Source organism: Deinococcus gobiensis I-0 (assembly GCF_000252445.1).
GTDB lineage: Bacteria > Deinococcota > Deinococci > Deinococcales > Deinococcaceae > Deinococcus > Deinococcus gobiensis.
The window spans coordinates 1,826,975-1,850,971 of record NC_017790.1 but is presented as its reverse complement, the minus strand read 5'-3'; the positions used below and the strand labels follow the sequence as shown (position 1 = coordinate 1,850,971).

The 23,997-nt window shown below is 70.3% G+C and carries 25 protein-coding genes; 11 read left to right on the top strand and 14 right to left on the bottom strand.

What is annotated here, in order from left to right; genetic code table 11:
* Nucleotides 1–70: 70 nt before the first annotated feature.
* The 8 genes from DGO_RS08715 to DGO_RS08680 all read right to left on the bottom strand — a co-directional run bounded on the left by DGO_RS08715 (nt 71) and on the right by DGO_RS08680 (nt 8,110).
* On the bottom strand, nt 71–1,003 hold the full coding sequence (locus tag DGO_RS08715; protein ID WP_050920744.1) for an alpha/beta fold hydrolase: 933 nt from the start codon (nt 1,001–1,003) through the stop codon (nt 71–73).
* A gap of 195 nt (nt 1,004–1,198) precedes the next feature.
* Nucleotides 1,199–1,978 (bottom strand): ABC transporter ATP-binding protein, encoded by a 780-nt coding sequence (locus DGO_RS08710; protein ID WP_050920743.1) that lies wholly within the window; start codon nt 1,976–1,978, stop codon nt 1,199–1,201.
* Nucleotides 1,975–2,811, bottom strand: coding sequence for an ABC transporter permease (locus tag DGO_RS08705; RefSeq protein ID WP_014685127.1), 837 nt, complete (start codon nt 2,809–2,811; stop codon nt 1,975–1,977). Before DGO_RS08705 ends, DGO_RS08710 begins: the two co-directional genes overlap by 4 nt.
* A gap of 1 nt (nt 2,812) precedes the next feature.
* Nucleotides 2,813–3,757 carry an ABC transporter substrate-binding protein gene (locus DGO_RS08700; protein WP_043801748.1) on the bottom strand — a complete coding sequence of 315 codons (945 nt, stop codon included), beginning with the start codon at nt 3,755–3,757 and terminating at the stop codon, nt 2,813–2,815.
* 154 nt (nt 3,758–3,911) lie between these two features.
* Nucleotides 3,912–5,087 (bottom strand): sulfate adenylyltransferase, encoded by a 1,176-nt coding sequence (gene sat / locus DGO_RS08695; RefSeq protein WP_043801747.1) that lies wholly within the window; start codon nt 5,085–5,087, stop codon nt 3,912–3,914.
* Between the two features lie 106 nt (nt 5,088–5,193).
* The gene (locus DGO_RS08690) at nt 5,194–6,000 is read right to left on the bottom strand and encodes a phosphoadenylyl-sulfate reductase (protein ID WP_014685124.1); all 807 of its coding nucleotides are present in this window, start codon (nt 5,998–6,000) and stop codon (nt 5,194–5,196) included.
* Complete coding sequence (gene cysC, locus DGO_RS08685) at nt 5,997–6,536, bottom strand: adenylyl-sulfate kinase (protein WP_043801744.1); 540 nt, start codon at nt 6,534–6,536, stop codon at nt 5,997–5,999. The genes DGO_RS08690 and cysC overlap by 4 nt, the downstream gene beginning before the upstream one ends.
* Complete coding sequence (locus DGO_RS08680) at nt 6,533–8,110, bottom strand: nitrite/sulfite reductase (protein WP_014685122.1); 1,578 nt, start codon at nt 8,108–8,110, stop codon at nt 6,533–6,535. Before DGO_RS08680 ends, cysC begins: the two co-directional genes overlap by 4 nt.
* 297 nt (nt 8,111–8,407) lie before the next feature.
* Between DGO_RS08680 and DGO_RS08675 the strand changes: the two genes are divergently transcribed.
* Nucleotides 8,408–9,805 carry a YdgA family protein gene (locus DGO_RS08675; protein ID WP_014685121.1) on the top strand — a complete coding sequence of 466 codons (1,398 nt, stop codon included), beginning with the start codon at nt 8,408–8,410 and terminating at the stop codon, nt 9,803–9,805.
* Between the two features lie 38 nt (nt 9,806–9,843).
* Here DGO_RS08675 and DGO_RS08670 read toward each other — a convergent pair whose 3' ends face one another.
* Complete coding sequence (locus tag DGO_RS08670) at nt 9,844–10,311, bottom strand: Rrf2 family transcriptional regulator (RefSeq protein ID WP_014685120.1); 468 nt, start codon at nt 10,309–10,311, stop codon at nt 9,844–9,846.
* Nucleotides 10,312–10,402: 91 nt separating this feature from the next.
* Entirely contained in the window at nt 10,403–11,257 is an 855-nt protein-coding gene (locus DGO_RS08665; RefSeq protein WP_014685119.1) for a DUF1028 domain-containing protein, read from the bottom strand.
* A 23-nt stretch (nt 11,258–11,280) separates the two neighbouring features.
* Between DGO_RS08665 and DGO_RS08660 the strand changes: the two genes are divergently transcribed.
* Both DGO_RS08660 and pyrF read left to right on the top strand, forming a co-directional pair.
* Nucleotides 11,281–12,018, top strand: coding sequence for a 3-keto-5-aminohexanoate cleavage protein (locus DGO_RS08660; protein ID WP_043801741.1), 738 nt, complete (start codon nt 11,281–11,283; stop codon nt 12,016–12,018).
* Complete coding sequence (gene pyrF, locus DGO_RS08655; protein ID WP_014685117.1) at nt 12,015–12,824, top strand: orotidine-5'-phosphate decarboxylase; 810 nt, start codon at nt 12,015–12,017, stop codon at nt 12,822–12,824. Before DGO_RS08660 ends, pyrF begins: the two co-directional genes overlap by 4 nt.
* Nucleotides 12,825–12,839: 15 nt before the next feature.
* Here the strand turns inward: pyrF and DGO_RS08650 are convergent, their stop codons facing one another.
* From DGO_RS08650 to truD, 4 genes are read right to left on the bottom strand one after another with little or no spacing between them, the layout of a single operon-like run.
* Nucleotides 12,840–14,669, bottom strand: coding sequence for an AlbA family DNA-binding domain-containing protein (locus DGO_RS08650; RefSeq protein WP_043801738.1), 1,830 nt, complete (start codon nt 14,667–14,669; stop codon nt 12,840–12,842).
* Between the two features lie 9 nt (nt 14,670–14,678).
* Nucleotides 14,679–15,155 (bottom strand): DUF3293 domain-containing protein, encoded by a 477-nt coding sequence (locus DGO_RS08645; protein WP_043801735.1) that lies wholly within the window; start codon nt 15,153–15,155, stop codon nt 14,679–14,681.
* Complete coding sequence (locus DGO_RS08640) at nt 15,152–15,526, bottom strand: hypothetical protein (protein WP_014685114.1); 375 nt, start codon at nt 15,524–15,526, stop codon at nt 15,152–15,154. The genes DGO_RS08645 and DGO_RS08640 overlap by 4 nt, the downstream gene beginning before the upstream one ends.
* The gene (gene truD / locus DGO_RS08635; RefSeq protein ID WP_014685113.1) at nt 15,523–16,632 is read right to left on the bottom strand and encodes a tRNA pseudouridine(13) synthase TruD; all 1,110 of its coding nucleotides are present in this window, start codon (nt 16,630–16,632) and stop codon (nt 15,523–15,525) included. Before truD ends, DGO_RS08640 begins: the two co-directional genes overlap by 4 nt.
* A gap of 208 nt (nt 16,633–16,840) precedes the next feature.
* Here truD and DGO_RS08630 point away from each other — a divergent pair, with 208 nt between their 5' ends.
* The 8 genes from DGO_RS08630 (at nt 16,841) to DGO_RS08595 (ending at nt 23,969) form a co-directional block, all read left to right on the top strand.
* Nucleotides 16,841–17,080 carry a KH domain-containing protein gene (locus DGO_RS08630; protein WP_014685112.1) on the top strand — a complete coding sequence of 80 codons (240 nt, stop codon included), beginning with the start codon at nt 16,841–16,843 and terminating at the stop codon, nt 17,078–17,080.
* Entirely contained in the window at nt 17,077–17,658 is a 582-nt protein-coding gene (gene rimM / locus DGO_RS08625; protein ID WP_050920741.1) for a ribosome maturation factor RimM, read from the top strand. The genes DGO_RS08630 and rimM overlap by 4 nt, the downstream gene beginning before the upstream one ends.
* Before the next feature lie 7 nt (nt 17,659–17,665).
* Complete coding sequence (gene trmD, locus DGO_RS08620) at nt 17,666–18,493, top strand: tRNA (guanosine(37)-N1)-methyltransferase TrmD (RefSeq protein ID WP_014685110.1); 828 nt, start codon at nt 17,666–17,668, stop codon at nt 18,491–18,493.
* 149 nt (nt 18,494–18,642) lie between these two features.
* Complete coding sequence (locus tag DGO_RS08615; RefSeq protein ID WP_014685109.1) at nt 18,643–19,239, top strand: LON peptidase substrate-binding domain-containing protein; 597 nt, start codon at nt 18,643–18,645, stop codon at nt 19,237–19,239.
* 81 nt (nt 19,240–19,320) lie between these two features.
* A complete protein-coding gene (secG, locus tag DGO_RS08610; protein WP_014685108.1) occupies nt 19,321–19,545 on the top strand; it encodes a preprotein translocase subunit SecG in 225 nt (74 codons plus the stop codon).
* Nucleotides 19,546–19,995: 450 nt separating this feature from the next.
* Complete coding sequence (locus DGO_RS08605) at nt 19,996–21,759, top strand: ABC transporter substrate-binding protein (RefSeq protein ID WP_014685107.1); 1,764 nt, start codon at nt 19,996–19,998, stop codon at nt 21,757–21,759.
* Nucleotides 21,760–21,873: 114 nt separating this feature from the next.
* Nucleotides 21,874–22,854, top strand: a complete 981-nt coding sequence (locus DGO_RS08600; protein ID WP_043801731.1) for an ABC transporter permease — start codon at nt 21,874–21,876, stop codon at nt 22,852–22,854.
* Nucleotides 22,851–23,969, top strand: coding sequence for an ABC transporter permease (locus DGO_RS08595; RefSeq protein ID WP_014685105.1), 1,119 nt, complete (start codon nt 22,851–22,853; stop codon nt 23,967–23,969). The genes DGO_RS08600 and DGO_RS08595 overlap by 4 nt, the downstream gene beginning before the upstream one ends.
* Nucleotides 23,970–23,997: the final 28 nt, after the last annotated feature.

The following is a 23,997-nucleotide window of genomic DNA, read 5'->3' as shown; positions in this document are numbered from 1 at the left end:
ACGAACTGGAGCAAGAGAAAGGCGGCGGGGACATCGCGTCCCCGCCGCCTTTCTCTTGCTCTACAGCGGCTCAGCGCACCGTGCGCAGCCACTCGACCATCGCAGCGTTCGCGGCGGCGGCCTTCTCGAATACGGCGGCGTGGCCCGCACCCGGGATCAGGGCCAGCTTGCTGCCCGCAATACCCTTCTGCATCTTCATGGCGAGTTCGGTGGGCGTGACGTTGTCTTCGGCTCCGAACACCAGCAGGGTGGGCACCTTGATGGTCGGCAGGATGGGATTGGCGTCGGGGCGGGCGGCCAGGGCGTTGCCGCCGCCGATGGCCCCGTTCAGGCTGGCCCCCTTGACGATGTTCGAGAGGTGCTCGACCTGGTTGGGCATCTTCATGCGGCTCTCGCCGGTCAGCATGCGGGGCAGCAGGCCGGGGACGAGGCTGGCCACGCCCATCTGCTCGGCCTGCTGGGCCTGGCCGCGCCAGGTGGCGGCCTCGGCCACACCGGCCGGGTCGGCGGTCGTGTCGATGAAGATCAGGCCCTTGAAGCGCTCGGGGGCCAGTTTGTACATCTGGAGCAGCGTCATGCCGCCCATGCTCATGCCGCCGACGACCGCCTTGTCGATCTTCATGGCGTCCATGAAACCGACCATCGTGCGGGCGTAGTTCTCGATGCTGGCGTCACGGCTGGGCGCGGTGCTCATGCCGAAGCCGGGCAGGTCCACCGTGATCACGCGGTAGCCGGGAATGACGCGGTTGTTCTTGAACAGCTCGCCGCTCAGCGGGTAGCCGTGAATAAGCAGCAGGGGCTGGCCCTGACCCTGGGCCTTGTAGAAGACGGTCGCGCCGTTCACGTTGACGGTGCCTCGGTCGGCCATGCCCGGAGCCATCGGGGCCGCTGCGGGCATGGGCATGGGCATCGGCATGGGCATCGGGGCCATCGGGGGTTGCGCGCCTCCGGCGAAGGCGGTCGAGACGAGCAGGGTGGACAGAACGGGCAGCATTTTTTTCATAGGTGGAACCTCTCTCCGGTGAAGTGAGAGGAGTCTAGGGGGCGACGACGGCCTGTCCGCGCAGTCTCAAGAGCCGGTGCAGAGGCGCTTCAGAAAGCCCGAAGGCTTTTCCTGATCTGGCTGAACGCTGGACGGATAAGCGGGGCGGGCGGCCGGAGTCGCTGACTCCACGCCGCCCGCCCCACGACCTGACCCTCAGTCCAGGGTTGCGCGCAACGCACCCACCGTCAGGTCGCGGGCCGGGGCGTCGAGGGCCACCTGCCCGTCCTTGAGGGCCACCACCCGCTGCCCGAGATGCAGGGCCTCTTCGAGCTGGTGGGTCACGAAGACCACGGTCACCTTCTGGGCCCACCAGATGCCCAGCAGTTCGTCGGCCAGGGCCGTGCGCGTCTGTACGTCGAGCGCGCTGAAGGGCTCGTCGAGCAGCAGCAGGCCCGGCTGCACCGCCAGCGCGCGGGCGATGCTCACGCGCTGGCGCTGGCCGCCCGAAAGTTCGTGGACACGCCGGGTGGCGTAGTCGCCCAGGCCCACCAGCCGCAGCGCGTTCTCGATCCGGGTCTTGCGTTCGGGGCCACGCAGGCGCTGGCTGTCGAGCCCGAAGGCCACGTTGCCGGTCACGGTCAGCCAGGGAAACAGCGCGGCCTCCTGCTGCACCAGGGTCAGCCGGGGGTCGGGGCCACGGATGGCGCGGTCGCCCAGCAGAATCTGGCCCTGCTGCGGGCTCAGGAATCCGGCCAGCAGCGAGAGCAGGGTGCTCTTGCCGCTGCCCGACGGCCCGACCACGCACAGGAACTCGCCCGGCTGCACCTTCAGGTTCAGCGGTCCGACGCCGGCCGCCTGCTGCCCGCCCCGGCGCTGACCGTAGCGGTAGGCCACGCCGTCCAGCGTGAGGCTGGTGCCCTGACCCGTGCGCGGCGTACTGGGAGCCGAGGCCGGAGCAGGGGTGGGGGTCGGTTCGGGGGCCACGGCCGTCATTGTGTCACCTCGAGGCCGTAGTCGCGACGTACCCGGCCTTCGACGGCGCGCAGCACGGCGTCGAACAGGCCGCCGATCAGGCCGATGATGATGATGGTCGCCAGGACCAGCGCCACGTTGGCGGTGTTGCGCCCGACCTCCAGCTGCGACCCCAGGCTCTGCACGCCGGCGATGAGCAGCTCGGCCCCCACCAGCGCGCGCCACGCGTAGCTCCAGCTCGTGCGCAGGCCGGTCAGGATGTTGGGCACCGAGGCGGGCAGCAGCACGCGCAGCGTCAGGCCGACCCCCCGTGCGCCCAGGGTCCGCCCCGCGACCTGCAAGGCGGGAGGCACGTTCAGCAGCGCGCCCGAGACGGCCAGCGCGACCGGAATGAAGGCCTCCAGAATGACTACGAACAGCACGGCCTTCTCGTTCAGGCCCAGGAACAGGATGGCGAAAGGGACGAAGGCGATGCTCGGGATGCTCTGTACGCCCGTCAGGTAGGCCCCCAGGGTGGCCCGCAGCGGCAACCACGCGCCCATCAGCAGGCCGATGACGCCGCCCAGGACCAGCCCGGCCACGTAGCCGGTCAGCACCCGGCGCAGGCTGCCGCCGATGGCCGACAGGAGTTTGCCGTCCTGCGGCCCGGTGCCCCACAGCCCGTAGCTGATCTCGGTCCACACGGCCCGCGGGCTGGGAAACACGTAGCCGGGGTAGAGCTTGAGGCCGTCGGTCACGAGCCACCACAGGCCCACGATGACCGCGAGGCCCACGAGCTGCCACACGACCACCTGCGCGCGGCCGGGGCCACGGCGCCGGGGCCGCGAGAGATCGGGTTGTACGCGGACCGTCACGTTACTTCCGGAAGAACGGTGCGAGGTCGGGCGCGCTGCGGGCGTACCCCGCTTCCACGTTCAGCGCCGAGTATTCCTTCATGGCCTCGGGATCGAGGGTGGTCGTGAAGCGCGTGCGCGCGAAGGCGCGTTGCAGCACGCGCAGGTCGAGTTTCGCGCCGGTCAGTTTCTGGAGTTTGGTGTTCACGACGGTCTGCGCGGCGGCCGGGGACTTGGTCAGGTAGGTCACGGCGTCGGTGTGGGCCTTCAGGAAGGCCGCGACCAGGGCCGGGTTGGCCTGCGCGAACTTGGCGTTCACGATCACGATGGCGGTCGGGTAGCGGCCGTCGCGCCACACGGTCTTTTCGGTGCCGATCACGCGGTGGCCCTGGGCTTCGAGGGCTGCGCCCCAGGGTTCGGGGACGAGGGCGGCGTCCACCCGCTTGCCCGCGAAGGCCGCGACGATGTCGGCCGGCGGAATGGGCGTGATGGTCACGTTGCCGCCGTCCGTCTTGGACTTCAGCCCCGACTCGTTCAGGATGTGGCGCAGGCTGATGTCCTGGGTGTTGCCCAGGCTGGGCACGGCCACGTTCTTGCCCGCGAGGTCCTTGTAGCTCTTGACGGTGCTGTCCTGCCGGGCGACGAGCACCGCGCCCGCCTCGGCCGCGCCGGCCAGGAACTGCACGGGCATCCCGCGCGCCGCCGCGCTGATGGCCGGCCCCGGCCCCACGTAGGCGATGTCGATCTGCCCGGCCGCGAAGGCCTCGGTCAGCGTGGTGCCCGAGACGAACTCGCGCGGGTCAAGCTTGACGCTCCCCAGCGCCTTCTGGAAGGTGCCGCGCTCGATGCCCACCAGGGCGGGGGCGTGCGTCAGGTTGGGAAAGAAGCCGAGGCGGACGGTGGTGGCGGCCTGAGCCGAAGCGGCGGAGACGGTCAGGGCGAGCAGCAGGGGAAGGGTTCGGTTCATGGAGTCCTCCAGATCAAAAGAAACTAAGGTCACAAAGCGGCGAGGATAGGCCATCTTCCTCGTCCGCAGAGTGAGAGTCGTGATGTGAAGTTCAAGGCCGCCTGAGATGCGTAGGGTCTGCCGCCCGGGCCCGGACCTGGACGGCGTCGCGGGTTCAGTCCTGCGAGGCGTAGGCCTTGCGGAGCACCTCGGCCACGGGCGGGCGGGTGAATTCGGGCGGCAGGTTCTCGCCCGCGCGCAGCTTCTCGCGGACCTTGGTGCCGCTCAGCACGAGGTGGTGCGAGGCGTCGTGGGGGCAGGTGCGCGGGCTCACGAGCTGGCCGCAGGTCTTGCAGTAGAAGGTGTGCTCGAACTTCAGGATCTGGATGCCCAGTTCCTCCTGCGAGAAGGTCCCGAAGATGTCCTGGGCGTCATAGGTGCCGTAGTAGCTGCCCACGCCGGCGTGGTCGCGGCCCACGATGAAGTGGGTGGCCCCGTAGTTGCGGCGCGAGAGCGCGTGCACGATGGCCTCGCGCGGCCCGGCGTAGCGCATGGCGGCCGGGTACACGCTCAGCAGGGTGCGGGCCTGGGGGTAGTAGCCGTCGAGCAGCACCTCGTAGGCTTCCACGCGCGTCTCGGCGGGCACGTCGTCGCCCTTGGTGGTCCCGACCAGCGGGTGCAGCAGGAGGCCGTCCACGAGTTCCAGCGCGACCTTGTGCAGGTATTCGTGCGCGCGGTGGATGGGGTTGCGGGTCTGGAAGGCCACCGTCGAGCGCCAGCCGCGCGCCTCGATCACGGCGCGGACCTCGGCGGGCGTGCGGTGGTGGCGGGGGAAAGCCCCGCGCGGCACCTCGAACAGCGTGACCGGCCCCGCGAGGTTCACGTCGCCCTGGGCATACAGCGCCGCCACGCCAGGGTGCGCCGCGTCCTCGGTGCGGTAGACCTCGCGGGCCTCGTAGGCCTTGCGGGCGCGGTACTTCTCCTGCACCTCGACCAGCCCGACCGCCACGCCGCCGCGCGTCAGCACGACCGTACCGCTCAGCCCCTCGGCCTGCTCGGCGCCCACCGGCAGTGTGATCGGCAGACTCCAGGGCGTGCCGTCCGCGAGCCGCAGGTGCTTGATGACCGACAGGTAGTCGGCCTCACCGATAAAGCCGCTCAGGGGCGAGTACGCGCCCGTCGCCAGCATCTCCAGATCGGCGTGCGCGCGGTCCCCGATCTCCAGGTGGGGGCGCTGCGCGAACTCGGCGGCGTCCGTATGCCGGACACGCTGCACGAGGGTGCCGCCCAGGGGTGCGGGCAGAACGATGGGGGAGGGGGAGGAGGTGGCGGGGGTGGTCAGGATGGTCATGGTGGGTCCTCTGAGCGGGGTACGCCGCGGAAGTGTGATGGAAGTCAATCTCGATGAAAAAGGTCAACTATTGAAGCAAAAAAAAGGAGGCCGGAGGAAAAGATGCTCAGAGCTTGCCTTCGCCGGCCCACAGACCACATTCGGTCTTGCCCTTGCCCGCCCAGCGGCCCGCGCGGGCGTCCTCGCCGGGGCGCACGGCGCGCGTGCAGGGCCAGCAGCCGATGCTCAGGAACCCGTCGAAATACAGCGGGTTCACCGGCAGGTCGTGCTCGGCCGCATACGTCTCCAGGCGTTCGCGCGTCCAGTGCGCCAGCGGGTTGACCTTCACGCGCGCCCCGGCCTCGACGAAGGGAATGTCGGCACGGGTGGTCGCCTGATCGCGGCTGCGCGCATTGAGCAGCGCCGAGGGGGCGCGGTCTTTCAGGTAGCGCTGGAGGGGGGCCACCTTGCGCACGGCGCAGCAGGCGTCGGGATCGCCTGCGTACAGCACCGGGTCGGTCTGGCCGTCGTCGGGGCTGGCCCCCGCGTTCAGGGTCACGAAGGTCAGCTCGGGGTAACGCGCCGCGAGGCGGTCACGGGTCTGTAGCGTCTCGGCGAAGTGGTAGCCGGTGTCCACGAACACGACCTCGCCCCGGTAGCCCGCCCGCACCGCGAGGTCGAGCAGCACCACGCCGTTGAGGTTGAAGGCGCTCGGCATGAGCACGTCGGGGTGCGCCGCGAGCGCCCAGCGGATGACCTCCAGCGGGTCGGTCTCGGGGGTGAAGGCAGGGACGTCGGCCTCGGCCACGCCGCCCGGCTCGCGCGGGGCGCGCGGTTCGGTGGTCAGGGCGTCGGTCGGCTCGCCCTGGGCCTGCCGGCTCAGCGCCTGCTCGGGGGTCAGGACCTGTTCGGGCTGGTGGTGCGTGGCGGTCATGCGCCCACCGGCTCGCGGTCCAGGCGCGCGAGCAGCTGCCGCAGGCCTTCTTCCACACTGATCTGGTCGGTGCGCAGGTGCAGGTCCGGCGCGGTGGGGGCCTCGTAGGGGTCGCTGACGCCCGTGAAGTGCGGGATCTCGCCCGCGATGGCCTTCAGGTACAGGCCCTTCACGTCGCGCTCGGTCACGACCTCCAGCGGGGCGTCCACGAAGACCTCCAGGGCGTCGGGCAGGCCCGCCAGCACCTCGCGCCGGGTGTCGGCGTAGGGGCTGATGGCGCTCACCAGCACGGTCACGCCATGCTTGGCGAGCAGCCCGGCCACGAAGCCGATGCGCCGCACGTTGGTGTCGCGGTCGGCCTTGGAAAAGCCCAGGCCCTTGCTGAGGTTCTCGCGTACGGCGTCACCGTCCAGCAGTTCCACGGCCTCGCCCCGCGCGAGCAGCTCGGTGTACAGGGCATTGGCCAGCGTGCTCTTGCCCGCGCCCGACAGGCCGGTGAGCCAGACGACGCGGCCCTCCGGACGTGTGGGGCTCACGCGTTCACCAGTTCTTTGCCGGCGGCCAGCACGGTGTCGGGGAGGAAACGTTCCTGGCCCATGCGGTCGGCGTATTCCACGAAGCTCTCGCCGGCTTCCTTGTTGGCCTTGAAGTCGCCCAGCACCTTGTCGGTGTACTCGGTCAGCCGCTCGGCCGGCACCACGCCGCGCAGCTTGGTGCCGGTGCGCTGCGCCTGCCCGATGCTGCCCGCGAGGTGGACGTTGTAGACCTCGTCCTCGGTGCCCGTTTCCTTGTTGGTGCGGTTGGCGCCCATGAAGCCCAGGTCGGCCACCTGATAGCGCGTGCAGGCGTTCGAGCAGCCCGTCAGGTTGATGACGAAGGGCACGTCCAGGTCGCTGTGCAAAGGTTCGAGCACGTCGATCATGCCGGCCACGCGCGCCTTGGTCTCGGTCAGGGCCAGGCGGCAGAACTGCGTGCCGGTGCAGGCGATGGTCGTGCCGCGCAGCGTGGCCTTGGGGGCCAGGTCCAGCGTCTGGAGTTCGGCCACCAGCGCGTCCACGTTCCCGGTGGGCACGTTGGGAATCATCATGTTCTGGAAGGCGGTCGTGCGCAGCATGCCGTTGCCGTACTTCTCCGACAGATCGGCCAGGGCGCGCGCCTTGTCGGGGTTGATGCGCCCGACGGTCGTCGTCAGGACGACGTAGTTCAGGCCGTCCTTCTGGGGGTTCACGCCCAGCACGTCGCTGCCGCCGAAGCGGGCCACCGGGGCGCTGGGGCCGTCGCGCAGCTTGCGGCCCAGGTACTCGGTCTCCACGATCTCGCGGAACTTCTCGACGCCGATGTCCTTGATCAGGAACTTCAGGCGGCTCTTCTTGCGGTTCTGGCGGTAGCCGTGGTCGCGGTAGGCCCCGGCGATGGCGCGGCCTACTTCGACCACTTCGTCGGGGGTGATGAACACGCCCAGGCGCTTGGCGAGGTGTGCGACCGCGCCCAGACCGCCGCCCACCCACACGTCGAAGCCGACCTCGCCGTCCAGCTCATGGGCCAGAAAGCCGATGTCGTTGATGAGGTGGATGCCCTCCAGCTCGGGCGTCGCGGTGATGCTGATCTTGAACTTGCGCGGCAGGTCCTCGAAGTCGCGGTTGCCGCTCAGGGTGCCTTCCATCGCGGCGGCGATAGGACGCACGTCGATGCGCTCGCGGGCGTCCAGGCCGGCCAGCGGCGAGGCGATCACGGCGCGCACGGTGTCGCCGCAGGCCCCGCGCGTGTGCAGCCCCACCGCCTCCAGGCGGTCGAGGATCGCGGGGATGTTCTCGATGCGCAGCCAGTGGAACTGGAAGGCCTGCCGGTCGGTCACGTCGAGCAGCCCGCGCCCGAAGTCCTCGGCGATGCCCGCCACCACGCGCAGGGTGTCGGCGCTCAGCTCGGCGGTGGGCACCTTGACGCGCATCATCAGGAAGCCGTCCTCCTGGGGGCGCTGGGGGTACACGCCCGCCCACTTCAGCAGGTCGAGCTTCTCGGGGTCGATGGCGCCCGCCGCCGCGTACTGCGGGATCAGGTCGAAGATTTCGAAGGGGGGCAGTTCTTTTTTCAGGGTTTCGATGTCGGACATGGGGGTCGCCTCCGGCGCGAAAGTTCGGGGTGCAGCGGTGTCAGGGCAGATGACGGCGTCGGCAGCACGGACACGGGGCAGGGGCGGGCGCAATCATTGACCAGAAAGGTAAACTATCGGGTTGCCCGGCACAAGGGCGCAGGCCTCCATCGTCCCTGGAGACAGGGGAGATTGTCTGGATAAGCGGGGCGCGGGGGGCGTGCCGCAAACGAGGGAACGCTCCCGGCGCCGGGGCCGTACCCTGCAGGAGACAGTTCTCACCTCTGCTTCATTCCCGACTCAGGAGGTCCTATCCAGATGACGCAGCCCAATCCTCTCCGCACCCGCCGCGCCGCCCGCCGCCGTTCGCCCTGGCCCGCCCTGGCGCTCGGGGCCGCCCTGCTGGTCGGGGCCTATGCCGGGGCCACCGCCGTCTTTTCGGGGCGCGCGCAGGCCATCACCCAGGACTTCGGCCGGGGACTGGCCGCGCAGGTCAATTCGTCGGGGGTCGCCACCCTGAGCGAGACCGGCTACCGCAAGGGCCTGACCGACAGCACCCAGACCCTGACCCTGACCCTCAAGGAGACGCCTTCGGATTCAGGCCGACCTCTGACCCTGCTCATCACCAATCACATCCGGCACGGGCCGCTGCCAGGACTGCGTGGCGTGGGGCAGGCCACGGTAGACACCACCTTCCGCTTTGCCGACGCCGGCATGCAGGCCGAGTACGAGAAGCTGTTTCCCGGCGAGAAACCGGCGATCCATACCCTGGTGGGGCTGGCCGGCAGCACCGAGAGCCGCGTGACCGTGCCGCAGGGGCAGACGACCCAGGAGGGCCAGACGGTGACCTGGAAGGCGCTGGGCGGCACCGTGCGGGTGGAGGGCGGGCGCACGAGCACCGACCTGGGCTGGCCCGGCCTGACCTCGGCCGGCCCGGAGGGAAAGGCGGACTTCAGCGGCTTCAGGCTCGCGGGCACCACGCAGCGCAGCGGCCCGGACGACCAGCTCGGTACGGGCGACATGGCCTTCACGGCCGACCGCCTCAGTTTCTCGGGAGAGGATCAGGAGGTCTCTCTCGGCGGCCTGAAGGTGGCGTCGCAGACCACCCGGAGCGGCGACTTCTACGACGCGGCGCTGAAGTACGGCGTGGCCGAGGTGAAGGTGGCCGGGACCGACCTGAAGAACGTGCAGCTCGACCTCGGCCTGCGCCACCTCGACCGCGCGGCGCTGCAGCGGCTTCTCGCCGTGTCGCGTGAGGTCCAGAACGGCGCGCGCGCCGGGGCGACGCCGGACCTGACCGACGCGCAGACCAGGGAACTGGAGGCGGCCGGGCTGGCGCTGCTGCGGGGCAGCCCGAAACTCACGCTGGACCGCCTGAGCGTCACCGAGCCGGGCGGCGAGATCGTCCTGACCGGCGAGGCCTCGGCGCAGCGGCTGGCCGAGCAGCTCGCGCAGGGGGGCGCCGAGGACCTGCGCAGGATGGCCGCCGTGCCCGCCGCCCTGATGGGCCTGCTCGACCTCCGCCTCGAAGGCCGCGCGCCCCGGCAGGCGATCGAGGACCTGGCGGCGCTGGGGGGCGGCGCGGGCGACCTCACCCAGACCCTCGAAGGTCTGGTGGGCGGAGGCTACGTGCGCGAGGCGGGCGGTCAGCTCTCGACCGAGCTGAAGCTCACGGACGGGCGACTCACGCTCAACGGGCAGGCGCTGGGCGAGTAGGCGGGCCGGGCGAGGACGCCGCCGGGGGCGAGGGCCGCCTAGGCCCCCGGCTTGAGCAGGTGTCCCAGGCAGTGGCCGTAGCCCACGCCCTGCCGGGCATCCTGCACGAGGTCGTCCACGCTGAACTCCTGCAACACGGCCAGCATGGCGTCGCGCATGCGGGTATATACGGTGGCGCGTACGTGGCAGCGGCCCTCCTCGGGGCAGGCCTCGTGCCAGTTCAGGCTGATGCACGACAGCGGCGCCACGGGGCCGTCGATGGCCCGCACGACCTCGCACAGTGAGATGAGCTGCGGCTTGCGCGCCAGCGCGTAGCCCCCGCCGATGCCCTTCTTGCTCTTGACGACGCCCTTGGCCGAAAGCGCCGCGAGAATCCGCACGAGGTAGGGCCGGTGGATGCCCGTCGCCTCGCTGATCTCCTCGCTGGCGACCCAGCGCCCGGCGTCCTGTAGCCCCAGGAAGCCCAGCGCCTGAAAGGCGTACACGTCGGTGGCGGAAAGGCGCATGGGCCGAGTTTAGTGCAGGAAGCGTGTGGGACGCCATCTGGGGTGGGGGAGGGGGGAGGGCCTCTCCGGGTGGGTCTACCCCTCCGGCGGATCAGGAACCGAACTTCTCCCGCAGGTAGGCGAGCGCCGCCGGGTCCACCTCGCCGCCCGGCACCCAGCGTTCCTCCAGGTTTTCGGTGCCGTACAGGGCCCAGGCCGCCGCCTCGGTCTCGGCGTTCCAGGAGCCGCCCGCCAGCGTCCCGGCGTAGCCCCCGCGCACGAGCAGGGCGCGCAGCCAGTCCAGCTCGTCCGGCGTGAGGGGACGGGTCGTCTGCGGGCGACCGAAGAGCAGGTCGTGGAGGTCCAGCAGCCGCTCCAGCTCGGCGCAGGGGTCGGTATGGTCGTCGGCGCGCAGGTTCACCCAGTCGTCGCTCAGCCCCGCGTAGCCGCGTCCCGGTCCGGCGCACAGCAGCGCCGCCGACTGTCGCCCGCGCCGGTCGCCGCCCGCCGCGTCGCCCGCACGCAGCGCTGCGAGCAGCCGCCGGGGGAGGGGCTGACCCTGCGCGTCCTCCCAGGCGGCCAGCATGGCGTCCACGACCTCCGGCCCGGTCAGGATGTTGCCCTGGATGGCCACGTCCTCCCGGGTCAGGCCCCCCGCCCAGGCGTGGCACTGCTGGCCGGTGTGGGTCACGGCCCGGCCGTCGGCCGCCACCAGCCCGAACTGCCGCTGCTCGAAGCCGGCGTCCTGGGCGCGGAAGGTCGCGGCGATCTCCTGCGGCGCGCGGCCCGAGGCGAGCAGGCGCAGGCCCTCGGGGCCGTAGGTGGGGTTCACGTAGCTCTGGGTCGCCACCGCGCCCACGCCCGCGCGCACGAAGGGCACCAGTGCCCCGACCGCCAGGAACTTGCTGGCGACCGCCACACCCAGGTCGCCGGTGAGGGGGTCGCGGCCCACGATGGAAAAGGTCATGGGGGCAGGGTACAGTCCGGGACATGCTTCAGGCCTGTCTGAACGGTCCACGGACGCCCGCAGACCACCCGGCGGTGCCCCTGCGGCCCGCCGAACTGGCGGCGCAGGCCCTCGCGGCTGTGCGGGCGGGCGCGCAGGCCCTGCACCTGCACCCCCGCAGCGCCGGGGGCCGGGAGAGCCTCTCGGCCGACGACGTGGCGTCGGCGCTGCGGGCCGTACGCGCGGCGTGCCCGGGGGTGCCGGCCGGCATCTCCAGCGGTTTCTGGATTCTGCCGGACGTGGAGGGCCAGCTCGCGGCGGCGCGCGCCTGGCTGGCGCTGCCCCCGCAGGCGCGGCCCGACTACGTGTCGGTCAATGTCCACGAGCCGCACGCACGGGCGTTGGCCGACCTGCTGCTCGGCGGCAGGATCGGCGTCGAGGCGGGCGTGTGGACACCGGAAGCGGCGGCGCAGTTGCGCGGCTGGCCCGGCACGGACCGCCTGACACGGATTCTCGCCGAGTTGCCCGACGGGCCGGAGGAGGCCGCCCTGTCCCAGGCCGACGCCCTGCTGGCGGCCCTGCGTGGCGTGGCTCCGGGCGTGCCTCGGCTGCTGCACGGGCTGGACCGCAGCGCGTGGCCGCTCGTGCGCCGCGCCGCCGAACGGGGCCTCGCGACCCGCGCCGGGCTGGAGGACATGCTGACCCTGCCTGACGGCCGGCCCGCCCAGGACAACGCCGCCATCGTGGAGGCGGCGCGCGCCGTGTTAGCCTCGCGCCGATGACTTTCGCCCAGGCCGTGACCGACCGCACCCGCCGCCTCCAGACCCGGCTCTGCGTGGGCCTCGATCCCCGCCTCTCCGAGTACCGGGACCTGGACGCGCTGCGCAGCCATACCCTCGACGTGCTGGAGGCCACCGCGCCCTTCGCCGCGTGCGTCAAGCCGCAGCTCGCCTTTTTCGAGGCGCTGGGACTGCCGGGCTTCACGCTGCTCGAGGAGGTCTGTGCCCAGGCGCGCACGCTGGGGCTGCCGGTGCTGCTGGACGGCAAGCGCGGCGACATCGGCACGACGGCCGCCGCCTACGCCCAGGGCTGGCTCGCGGGAGCGCACGCCGGAGACGCCCTGACGGTCAATCCCTTCCTGGGCTTCGCCACCCTGACGCCCTTCGTGGAGGCCGCGCGGGCGAATGCGGGAGCCGTCTTCGTGCTGGTCAAGACGAGCAATCCGGGCCAGGACGACCTCCAGGGCGAGGGAATCAGCGAGCGGGTGGCCGCCGAGATCGCCCGCCTGAACGCGCAGGAAGCCGGGGACGGGTACGCCAGCGTGGGCGCGGTGGTGGGGGCGACGCATCCCGGCGACCTCGCCCGGTTCCGCGCCGCGATGCCCCGCGCACTGCTGCTGCTGCCGGGTCTGGGAGCACAGGGCGCGCGGGCGGCCGATCTGGCCCCCGCCTTCCATTCGGACGGCACCGGGGCGCTGGCGAGCGCCAGCCGCGCCGTGCAGTACGCCGCCGGTCTGGATGTGGTCGCCGGACGGGAGGCGGCGCGTACACTGCGCGACGAGCTGAACGCGGCGCTGGCACAGGCCTGAGCCCCCTGGGCCCTGTCAGCCCAGTTCGTAATAGGCATCACGCGTGCCATTGCCGCGCTTGACGAGCAGGCCGTCCTGCACCAGCCTCCGCAGGACGCGCCAGGCCTGCTGGGTCTTCAGGCCGCAGGTCTCGCGCAGCTCGGCGTTGCGCACCTGTCCGCGCTCACGCGCCAGGGTCAGGGCGACGGCCCGGATTTCGGCGGTCGTCAGCGCCGAGGGATCGGGCGCGGGGGCCGGTCGGCGGGTCTTGTCCGGGGTGGCCTTCGCGGACCGGGGGCGCGGGGTGGGGGCCGGGTCCGGTGCCGGGACGGCGGGGGGCGAGGACACCGGGGGCTGCGCCGGAACAGGCTGAACCGGAGCCGGCTGGGCGGGGCCCGGCTGACCCAGCGGCGTCTTGCCCAGGGCCGCGCAGACCTCCGCCGTGAGCTGGTAGGCGATGCCGCGCCCGGGGGCGGCGCGGGCGATCAGGCCGTGCTCCTCCATGCTGCGCAGCAGCCGGGGCGTGCGGTCCTCGGGCAGTTGCAGGGCGCGCGCGAGGTGGGCGCGGGTCGCCTCGCCCTCGCGGGCCAGTAGGCTCAGCACGATCAGCATGTCCAGCGACAGGGTCTGCATCTCTTCTTGCTTGCGCGCCACGAAGCGCACGAACTCGGCGTCGAAGCCGGGGCTGTGCAGGCTCAGGGTCACGGCGTCGGGGTAGGTCAGGAACTCGGGCGGTTCCTTGCCGTGGCGCAGCATCAGGCTGAACATCTTGTCCACGCCGACCCCCGCGCGCTCGACCAGCCCCAGGCGGGCCAGGACCTCGGCCAGCAGGGGATTTCGGCGTTTGGGCTGGTGGCGCAGGATGTTGCCCGGCGTGATGCCGCCCGTCAGGCCGCCCGGATTCATGATCTCCAGCCGGTCGGGATAGTGGTGGACATGCACCACGTCGCGCAGCGTGTAGTCGCGGTGGGTGAGCGCGTTGAGCAGCGCCTCGCGGTACACCGCCTCGTCCTGGTCCCAGACCTCGATACGGAACAGGCCCACCTGCACGGGGGTGAAGCGGTTGCGCGCCTGGATCAGCTCGGCCAGCCGCGTGAGGAGCGCCGGAATGGGCCGCAGCAGGTCTTCCCGGAACTGGAACTCCACGTCGGCGGTCGCGTGGTGGTAAAAGCAGACCTCCGACTGCGGCACATGTGCCCGCAACGCCGCCGGGGTGCCCGCCAGCAGAATGCCCGCCAGCGTGGGCCGCAGCGCTCCGCCGCTGGGCACGAGCAGCCCCAGTTCACGCAGGAAGTCGAGGTCCGGCAGGTTCGCCGCGCCCTGACGCCGCCCCAGCGAGCGCAGCCGCGCCACCTCGGCCGGGTCGAGGTCGGCCAGCGAGGCGTCGGGCGGCACGACCGCCGTGTAGTCCTGGTCGGCCACCGGCTCGCTCTCGGCGGGCGTGACCGGCACGAGGTGCGCGCCGTCCCAGGCGATGACCGCGCCGTCGGGGGCGGCCAGCACGTAGGGGGCCTGCGGCACGAACACGGCCAGTACCCGCGCGCCGCCCGGCAGGCGGTGGTGCTGCACGTTCACGGTCAGGCGGCCCCCCGACAGCTCGAAGATGGCGTGCGTGACCATCAGGGGGTGCAGCTCGCCCGCGTCGCTGTGGCGCGCGCCCGCCCGGCCCGCGCCGCCCTCCAGCATGTCCACGCCCACGAGCACCGTACCGCCGCGCGCGTTCGCCAGCCCGACCGCGTAGCGGGCCAGTTCCTGCGGGGTCACGTGCAGGGGCAGGTGCACGCAGTTCGGCCCCGGCGGAGGCAGGACACCCAGCGGCGAGATCGCGTCCGGGGCAGGGGGCGTGGGGGGGGCGTCAAACGTCACAAGCGGGCACTATACCCCGTCCGGGCCGTCCGGTTCCGGCCGCAGGGGAAAGGTCCAGGCCTGGTCTTCCGGGGCCGGGTGCGCCGCGTGGGACCAGACCAGCGCCGCGCGCGCGCCCTGGCCCCACAGGGCCGCCGCCTGCCCGAAGCTGGCCGCCCAGTCGCGGGCCTGCTCCTGCGAAGCCCCCAGGACGATCAGGCTCGGCTCGGCCCATTCGCCCTCGCCGTTGACCCCGTCCAGCACCGGGCAGCCCGACCGGCGTACGAGGAGTTCGAGGTCACGCTGCGCGGCCTCGTTGCGGGCGCGGTCCCCCTGCCACCCTCCCGGATTCCAGGCGGTCACGATGGCCCAAGCCGCGCCGCGCGTGGCCCAGCCCGGCGGCGCGCTGCCTGCCCGCGCCGGCCCCAGCCCGAAGCGTTCCCGGGGCGTGCCGTAGCTGGTCGCCAGGAACAGGCGGCGCAGCTCGGCCTGCCGCGCGGCCTTCACAGCCGGCTGACGACCGCCTGGGCCACGACCACGCCCTGGTTCTGGAACTTCAGGGTCACGCTGATCTTCTGGCCGGCCTGGAACTGCCCGGCCAGGGCCACGCGGTAGGCCGAGTCGCCGCTCAGGACGAGCAGGCCCTGCACCGGGACGCTGGTCACGACCGTACACAGCGGCGCGCAGCGCATCAGGCGCGCCCGGCCGGGCCCCGCCCACACGCCGGTCAGGGCGTCGTTGCGGGAGGCCGAGACCCGGCCCTCGAGGACGGCTCCGCCGTACGAGGTGCGTAGGCTCAGTTGCGTCTCGGGCACCTGAAAGGCCAGGGCCAGGCTGGACAGCAGCGCCGCGAGTGCGCCCAGGGTGCGTTTTCTCATGTCTCCTCCTGATCGGTGTCGGCCCCGCCTCCCGCCGCGTCCTGCGCCCCGGTCAGGCCGTCCGGGGCGCCTTCCAGCGCCGCGAAATCCACGTCCGACTTCATGATCTCGCGCAGCACACTGGTCGCGAAACTGCCCTTGGGCAGCGTGAAGGCGGCCACGAAGCCGTCTTCGGTGGCCTCGATCCCCGCGTCCTCTGGAAAGACCCGCGTGAAGCGGCGGTCGCCCAGCCGTGACCCGAAGGCCGCCGGGGTCAGCCCGAAGGCCGCCAGGGCCTCGGCCTCCAGCGCGCCCGCGTCCAGGGTCAGGGGCCGCGCCTTGCGCCCGAAGAGCGTGCCCGTCGCGCTGATCTCGCCGGCGGCGGCGCGCACGGACTCGGCCGCCGCGTCCTCGACCAGGAAGACCCCGCCGGTCGCGTGCTTCTTCGCCATGTCGCCGGCCAGCACCGCCGCGAAGATGCCGCGTTCCAGGCGCAGGCTCAGGGCCGCATTGAAGACCGCGCTCTGCACACTGCTCGTCAGGAAGCGGCGCACGCGCGGGTCACGCAGCGCGGATTCGCCGCGCAGCACGCGCAGACCCTCCTCGGCGTTCAGGCCGCCCAGTCCGAAGCGCTGCGGCCCGAAGTAGTTCGGCACGCCGCCCCCCACCAGGGTGCGCAGGGTGGCCTCGGCCGCCGGGGCCTGCCCGGCCGCGTCCCGGACCCGCACCACGAAGCGGTTGCCGCGCAGGTGCCCCATGCCCAGCTTGTTGCCGTGCCGGGTGGTCTCCAGAATCCTGACACCGTCCAGCGTGAACTGGCCCAGCCGCGACTCGTGCTTGGCGGGCACGCTCAGCCACTGGGTCGTGACCGCGTGCCGGTCCTTGAGGCCCGCGACCCCCACGTCGCGGTCGCGCACGCCGAGCTGGGTGCACAGCTCGCGCACGACGTGGGCGGTGGTGTGGCCGGTCTTCTCGACATGCAGGTAGAGGTGCGGTCCCTCGCCCGAGAAGGGGTAGGCCGGCACTTCCTCGACCCGGAAGTCCTGCGGTTCACGGCGCAGCGTGCCGCCGGTTCCCGGTCCCTCGCTCCGCTGCCCGAGGGCGGCCCAGTTGAACACTAAACTCACGATTAAGGCACCATACCGCCCGACCATTGGGCGAGGGTGAGAGGCGGGTCCCGGCCCTCCGGTCCCGGTGCCCGTCCCCCGGAAGAAGCGAGAGGGTTTCCGCCCGGCACGCAACGCCGAATTTGGGCGCGCAGGACGTGAAATGTGGCCGCTGTGCCTGTGCCCGGCCGCCTCCGCCCTCCCGATGAACTGCTCTACAATGCCCGCCATGAAAAGCGATCCGGCCGAATTGACCCTCTTTCTGGCGCAGTGCGTGGTGGACCAGCCCTCGCTCGTGCGCGTGAGCCGGCGTGGCCCGACGGTCATCGTGCGGGTCGGCCCCGGCGAGGAAGGCCGACTGATCGGCCGCCAGGGCCGCGTGATCCAGGCGATCCGTACCCTGGTGCGCAGCGCCTCCGACCCCCGCGAGCGGCTGAACGTGGACCTCGACGCGCCGCGCAAGGCGTGAGCCGCCCCGGTTCCCGCCCGCCCGGCGAAGGCCCGGCCGACAGCACCCGCCTGGGCCATCTGCTGGGGCCGCACGGCGTGCAGGGCGGCGTCAAGCTGTACGTGCTGGGCGACCCCGAGCAGGTCATGGACCTGGGTCGGGTCTACGTCGCCGGGCGCGGCTGGCTGCGGCTGCGGCGCACCGAGGCGCTGGCTCCCGGCGTGGTGCTGCACCTCGCGGGCGTCACGACCCGTGAGGAGGCCGAGGTGCTGCGCGGCGCCGAGGTCTATGCCGCCGACGCCGAACTCCCTGCGCTGGAGGAGGGCAGCTACTACTACCACGACCTGCGTGGCCTGCCCCTGCTGGGCAGCGGCGGCGAGGTTCTGGGGGAGGTCCGCGACGTGTTCGACGGCGGGCACCAGGACCTGCTGGTCGTGGCCCACCCCGGCGGCGAGGCCTTCTTGCCCCTTCAGGCGCCGTATGTCGTGATCGAAAGCGGGGCGGGGCGGCCCGCCCGCGTGCGGCTGGCCGAGGATGCGCCGGAGGGCCTGCTGGGCGACGCCGAAGAAGACGCGCCCGCCCCGGAGCGGGAGGGCTGAGCGGCTCATGCTCACCTTCTCCTTCCTGACCCTGTTTCCCGAACTGCTCGCGCCCTTCGCCTCCGAGGCCATCGTGGGCAAGGCGCGCGCGCGCGGGCTGGTGGACGTGAACCTCGTGCAGATGCGCGAGTTCTCGGAGAACCGGCACCTCAAGGTGGACGACACGCCCTACGGCGGCGGTGCGGGCATGGTGATCCGGGTGGACGTGGCCGCGCGGGCACTGGAATCGCTCGCGGCCGATGCGGGTCGCCCGCCCCCCGACGAGGTCATCCTGTTCAGCCCGGCGGGCGAGCGCTTTACGCAGGCGGTGGCCGAGGAGCTGGCGGGCAAGTCGCACCTCGCCTTCTTGTGTGGGCGCTACGAAGGCTTCGACGCGCGCACCGAGGGCCTCGTCACCCGCGAACTGAGCATCGGAGACTTCGTGATGATGGGCGGCGAGGCGGCGGCGGCCTGCGTCCTGGAGGCCGTCGCGCGCCTCGTGCCGGGGGTGCTGGGCGACGAGGCCTCGCATCAGGCCGACTCCTTTTCCAGCGGCCTGCTCGACTACCCCGAGTACACCCGCCCGCCCGAGTGGCGTGGCCAGGAGGTGCCCGAGGTGTTGCGCGGCGGCAACCATGCGGCGGTCGCGGCGTGGCGGCGCGAGCAGGCCCTGGCCCGGACGCTGGCGCGTCGGCCCGATCTGCTGCCTTCCGCCGGACTGACCACCCAGGACAGCGCCGTCCTCCTGACCCTGGGCGCGTCGGCCGACGACCTGCGGGCCTGGAAGGCCCCCGATCCTCCGGCCCCCAGGCGGCCCCGCCGTACGGCCCGGTCCGGTTCCGGCGAAGCGGGCTGAGCCACCCGGCAAACGCGCCCTAAAGGAAGGCTCTTCATGAAGCTGTAAGAAGTGTTACGGTTCTTCGGGTCAGAAGGTATCTTTTAGGGCAGTGTCCCGGTGGTCCAGGCGAGATGCTGAAGCCGGCGCCGGGGAGATCGCCAGAGGCCATGTCCGTTCCACTGTTTCCACTGCCCAACATCGTCCTGTTTCCCGGTCAGCGTCTGCCGCTCTATATCTTCGAGCCGCGCTACCGGGAGCTGCTCCGGCGTGTGCAGGAAACGGGTGAGCCGTTCGGGGTGGTGCGCATCCTGCGGCCCGGCGCCGCGCAGGGCGAGACCCTGACGGGCCGGGTGTCGCTCGTGGGCACCCTTGCCCATCTGCGCTGGGCCGAGACGCACGAGGACGGCACGAGTTCGGTGGAGGTCGAGGGGGGTGAGCGCTTCCGTGTGCGGGCCTTCGACACCTCCCACAGTTATCTCGCGGCCGACCTCGACCTGTGGCCGCTGGAAGGGCGGCTGGCCGACCTGCACGGAATGTCCGGCCAGAGTGCGCGCCTGCTCGCCGGACTGATGCGCGTGTACCCTCAGGAAGCCGAACTGATCCGCCAACATGCGCCGCAGGGCGCCCTGCTGCTGGCGAGCTACGCGGCGGCGCTGCTGCCCCTGAGTCCGGAGCAGCGGATGCGGGCGCTGGAGGCCCCCACGCTGCTGGCCCGCATCGCCGAACTCCTGGCGACCCTGCCGCCGGTCCCCGACCTGAACTGAGCCGGGAACGTTCGTGTATACTGCCGCCTCGAAGAGGTACCCGGCCTAGACGACCGGCGTGCCGTGAGGTCTGAGATGAGTGTGATCCTGACGATTTTTCTGGTGCTGTTCGCCCTGGTGTGCGTGGGGCTGGTCTTCTTCGTGCTGCTTCAGGTGCCCCGGCAGGCGGGACTGTCGGCCAGCATGGCGTCCGGCGGCTCGCTGCTCGGCGGGCGCGGCGTCGAGGGGGGCCTGGTCCGCCTGACGAGCGTGGCGGGGGCGCTGTTCATGCTCCTGGCCTTCCTCATCGGCTTCGTCTCACGCTGAGCACAGACCTCTGGCTGGACAGTGGGCCGCTCTACGCGGTCTATTCGGCCTGTAGTCCTGAGTCCTGAACAGCACCCCCGGAAGCGGAGCGACTTCAACCTGAAGCTCTGGAGACAGAGCTGCGCCCGACCTGTGGCTGAGGTCGATTTTTACGGCGGACAAGGAAAGTCGCTGCCCACTCAAAGACAACGTGAGTGTTATTACGTTGCCGGTCATTCACATTGTTCCTGGGTACCCTTTCAAGGCGCAGATGTAAAGTCTGCGCCCATTTCCCTATCGATCTGTCAGGCGTGCATAAAGATACGCTCTCATGTTTGGGCTATACGCTTGACCACACATAAGCAAATACCTATATTGACATCGCTGGAAATCCCAAACACCTATGCGCTGTGACGCTGGCCGCGAGCCGGGCCGTCGCCGTATTTCCAGATCCCACCTCGGAGGTTTCGCATGAAAAAAGCCCTGTTCCTCGCGCTCGCCCTGGGCGCTGGCAGCTCGCTCGCCGCTCCCTTCGTCCTGCCCGCCACCTGGATGGCCGAAAACCCCTCGCAGGCCAAGACCGGCGGCGAAGTCCGGACCTACTCGCTGAGCGACTACAAGACGCTGAACCCCTTCACCAGCTCGGAAGCCGACAGCCTGCCGGACCTGATGAGCGACGTGGGTCTGGGCGGCCTGTTCACGCAGGACCCCAGCACCGACAAGTTCATTCCGCACATGGCCGACGCCATGCCGGTCGTGAGCAACAACAACAAGCGCTTCGTGGTCAAGCTCCGCCAGGGCATGAAGTTCAGTGACGGTCAGGCCATCACCGCCGACGACTTCGTCACGACCTTCAAGATCCACACCGACGACAAGGTCGGCAGCAACTCCTACGACTCCTTCTTCCTGAACGGCAAGCCGATCACGCTGAAGAAGATCGACAACTACACCCTGCAGTTCGACTTCCCGCAGGCCAGCGCCAGCGCCTACACCCGGATGGCCTTCATCCCGTGGCCCGACCACGTGTTCGGCCCGGTGTACAGCAGCAAGGGTGCCGAAGGCATCAAGAACATGTGGGGCATCAGCGCCAACCCCTCGACCATCGTCTCGCCTGGCCCCTGGGTCATCAGCAGCTACCAGGCCGGCCAGCGCGCCGTCCTGAAGAAGAACCCCTACTTCGGCGAGTGGAACAAGGACGGCGCCGGCAAGGCCCTACCCTACCTCGACACCATGAGCATCCGCCTGCTCAAGGACCTGAACGCGGGCCTGGCCGCCTACCTCGCGGGCCAGATCGACACCTTCGCGGCCAGCAAGGCCGACGACCTGGCGCAGATCAAGCGCGCCATCGACGGCGGCAACCTCAAGGCCAACCTCGTGCCCAACGTCAGCCCCAACTCGACGAGCAGCTGGATCGTGTTCAACTGGAACAAGTCGGGCGACGCCGCCAAGCAGAAGATCTTCCGCGACGTGCGCTTCCGTCAGGCCATGAGCCACATCGCCAACCGTCAGGCCATGATCCAGCTCGCGCTGGGCGGCCTGGGCAGCGAGGTGTACACGGGCGTGTACCCGGTGTTCAAGAACTACCAGTTCGACAGCACCCCCAAGTACAAGTACGATCTGGCGGCCGCCACCAAGCTGCTCGCGCAGATGGGCTTCTCCAAGAAGAACGCCCAGGGCTACCTGACCAACAGCGCCGGTCAGGTGCTGGAGTTCAACATGGCGACCAACGCGGGCAACACCGTGCGTGAGCAGCTCGGCCGCATCTTCACCGACGAGGCGAAGAAGGTCGGCGTGAAGGTCAACTTCACCCCCATCGACTTCAACAACCTCGTGGACCAGCTCAACTCCAAGGGCGCCAACCGTCCCTTCGACGCGATCCTGCTGGGCCTCGCGGGCGGCGACAACATCTGGCCCTACGGCAGCAACGTGGTGCCCTGCGGCGGCAACCTGCACTCCTTCAACGTCCCCAGCGACGGCAAGTGCCTCACGCCCCAGGAAAGCCTGATGACCAAGCTGTACTACCAGGGTGACCAGACCCTCGACGACGATGCCCGCCGCAAGATCGGCGAGCAGCTCTCGAAGGCCGAAGCGCAGAACCAGGGCTTCATCTACCTCGTGGGCACGAACTACCACGTCACGTACAACAGCCGCCTCGGCGGCGAGTACAAGCGCAACCTGTGGGACGCCTACAACGGCTCGCGTCCCTACGCCCAGCTGACGACCTACATCAAGTAAGCGTCCATCAGCCTAGGGTTGCTGCGCGCAGCCTGAGTTCCGGGGCGGCTTCATCACGAGGCTGCCCCGCCTGCATGGCCCGAGACCGGCCCGCAGGAGAGGAGATTCCCCGCCTTGCTCACCTTTCTGCTTCGGCGTCTGCTGAACGCCATCCCGACCCTGCTGCTCTCCAGCATCCTGGTCTTTTTCATCATCCAGCTGGCTCCGGGCGACTTCCTGACCCCGGCCCGCCTGAATCCCAACATCTCGGCCGAACGCATCGCCGACCTGCAACGCAACCTGGGTCTGGACCGCCCGGTGATCGTGCAGTACTGGCTGTGGCTGACCCACATGTTCAAGGGCGATTTCGGCTTGTCCTTCGCCTATCAGCAGCCCGTGCTGGACGTGGCCTGGCCGCGCATCGTCAATTCGCTGTTTCTGGTCCTGCCCTACTTCGTGCTGTATTACCTGATCTCCATTCCGCTGGGGGTCTACGGAGCGCTGCGCCAGAACTCCTTCGGCGACAAGGCGCTCAACGTCGTCATGTACGTGCTGCTGGGGTTCCCGAGCTTCTTCCTGGCACTGCTGGTCATCTTCGGCCTGCTGCAACTGCGCTACAAGACCGGCTGGGACATTCCCATCAACGGCATGACCAGTGACAACTACGCGTCGCTGAATCCGCTGGGCAAATTCCTGGACGTCGCCAAACACGTCGCCATTCCCGCCCTGGTGCTGGCGATCGGGGACGCGGCGGGCCTGACCCGCGTGATCCGGGGCCAGATGCTCGAGTACATGCGGGCCGACTTCGTGCGCACGGCGCGTTCCAAGGGGGTCAGCGAGTTCTCGACCATCTACCGCCACACCCTGCGCAACGCCCTGGTGCCCATCGTGGCGAGCATCGGCGGCCTGCTGCCGGCAGCCATCAGTGGCGCAGGCTTCATCGAGGTGGTCTTCGCCTATCCCGGCATCACCCCGATGATCCTGGACGCCATCAACACCCAGGACCTGTTCCTGATCGCCGGATTCACCATGCTGACCGTCTTTCTCCTCATCATCGGCAACGCCATCAGCGACATCCTGCTGAGCGTCGTCGACCCCCGGATCAGGTACTCATGAGCGCCCCTGCACTCAAGGCCCAGAAACCACCCGCCCAGTCGCAGTTCTCGGTGGCGTGGCGGCAGTTCCGCAAGAACTCGCTGGCCCGTTTCGGCGGCTTCGTCCTCATCCTGCTGTACCTCATGGCCCTGTTCGCGGGTTTCCTGGCTCCCGACGGCCTGTCGAACTACAGCACGACCAACCTCACGCCGTACCACCCGCCGACCCCGCTGCATGTCCGCACCGCGCAGGGCTTCACGCGGCCATTCGTGTACCAGTACACCCAGCAGCTCAACCCCGACACCTTCGTCAACGAGTACCGTCCGACGACCGAGCGCTGCCCGGTGTACTTCGGGGTGCGCGGTGACACCTACCGTATCCTGGGCCTCATCCCCAGCAACCTGCACCTGTTCGGGACGGGCAGCGACACCTGCAAGGTCTACCTGTTCGGCGGCGACTCGCTGGGCCGCGACCTGTTCTCGCGCACGCTGTACGCCGGCCAGATCTCGCTGACCATCGGCGTGCTGTCGGTGCTGCTCTCGACCCTCATCGGCATGCTGATGGGCGCGATGTCGGCCTACTTCGGCGGCTGGGTCGACAACCTCATCCAGCGCCTGATCGAAGTGATCGCCTCGATTCCGTACCTCTTCCTGATCATCCTGCTGCGCTCGATCTTCCCGCAGAGCGTGAACCCGATTCTGGCCCTGTACATCATCCTGGGCATCCTAGCGTTCATCAACTGGGGCGGGCTGGCGCGCGTGGTTCGCGGGCAGCTCCTGAGCGTGCGCGAGCAGGACTACGTGGCCGCCGCGACCTCGCTGGGGGCCAGCAACAGCCGCATCATGTGGCAGCACATGCTACCTTCCATGACCACCTACCTCATCGTGGGCCTGAGCCTCTCGATTCCGGCGACCATCCTGCTCGAATCGGGCCTGAGCTTCGTGGGCATCGGCGCGGTCGAACCCTACGCCTCGTGGGGCAGCCTGCTGAACAAGGCGCAGGAAGGCGGCTTCGCCAGCATCACCCAGCGGCCCTGGGTGCTGATTCCCGGCTTCTTCATCGTGCTGACCGTGATGTGCTACCAGCTGCTGGGCGACGGCCTGCGCGACGCCTTCGATCCGCGCAAGCGTCAGTGAGGTCGGCCGCGCGGCCTCTCCGGCGGGT

Excerpts from the sequence above, each read along its gene's own strand:
- DGO_RS08715 (WP_050920744.1), bottom strand. The coding sequence starts at position 1,003 with ATGAAAAAAATGCTGCCCGTTCTGTCCACCCTGCTCGTCTCGACCGCC.
- DGO_RS08710 (WP_050920743.1), bottom strand. The coding sequence starts at position 1,978 with ATGACGGCCGTGGCCCCCGAACCGACCCCCACCCCTGCTCCGGCCTCG.
- DGO_RS08700 (WP_043801748.1), bottom strand. The coding sequence starts at position 3,757 with ATGAACCGAACCCTTCCCCTGCTGCTCGCCCTGACCGTCTCCGCCGCT.
- sat (WP_043801747.1), bottom strand. The coding sequence starts at position 5,087 with ATGACCATCCTGACCACCCCCGCCACCTCCTCCCCCTCCCCCATCGTT.
- DGO_RS08690 (WP_014685124.1), bottom strand. The coding sequence starts at position 6,000 with ATGACCGCCACGCACCACCAGCCCGAACAGGTCCTGACCCCCGAGCAG.
- DGO_RS08680 (WP_014685122.1), bottom strand. The coding sequence starts at position 8,110 with ATGTCCGACATCGAAACCCTGAAAAAAGAACTGCCCCCCTTCGAAATC.
- DGO_RS08675 (WP_014685121.1), top strand. The coding sequence starts at position 8,408 with ATGACGCAGCCCAATCCTCTCCGCACCCGCCGCGCCGCCCGCCGCCGT.
- DGO_RS08670 (WP_014685120.1), bottom strand. The coding sequence starts at position 10,311 with ATGCGCCTTTCCGCCACCGACGTGTACGCCTTTCAGGCGCTGGGCTTC.
- DGO_RS08665 (WP_014685119.1), bottom strand. The coding sequence starts at position 11,257 with ATGACCTTTTCCATCGTGGGCCGCGACCCCCTCACCGGCGACCTGGGT.
- DGO_RS08660 (WP_043801741.1), top strand. The coding sequence starts at position 11,281 with ATGCTTCAGGCCTGTCTGAACGGTCCACGGACGCCCGCAGACCACCCG.
- pyrF (WP_014685117.1), top strand. The coding sequence starts at position 12,015 with ATGACTTTCGCCCAGGCCGTGACCGACCGCACCCGCCGCCTCCAGACC.
- DGO_RS08640 (WP_014685114.1), bottom strand. The coding sequence starts at position 15,526 with ATGAGAAAACGCACCCTGGGCGCACTCGCGGCGCTGCTGTCCAGCCTG.
- DGO_RS08630 (WP_014685112.1), top strand. The coding sequence starts at position 16,841 with ATGAAAAGCGATCCGGCCGAATTGACCCTCTTTCTGGCGCAGTGCGTG.
- trmD (WP_014685110.1), top strand. The coding sequence starts at position 17,666 with ATGCTCACCTTCTCCTTCCTGACCCTGTTTCCCGAACTGCTCGCGCCC.
- DGO_RS08615 (WP_014685109.1), top strand. The coding sequence starts at position 18,643 with ATGTCCGTTCCACTGTTTCCACTGCCCAACATCGTCCTGTTTCCCGGT.
- DGO_RS08605 (WP_014685107.1), top strand. The coding sequence starts at position 19,996 with ATGAAAAAAGCCCTGTTCCTCGCGCTCGCCCTGGGCGCTGGCAGCTCG.
- DGO_RS08595 (WP_014685105.1), top strand. The coding sequence starts at position 22,851 with ATGAGCGCCCCTGCACTCAAGGCCCAGAAACCACCCGCCCAGTCGCAG.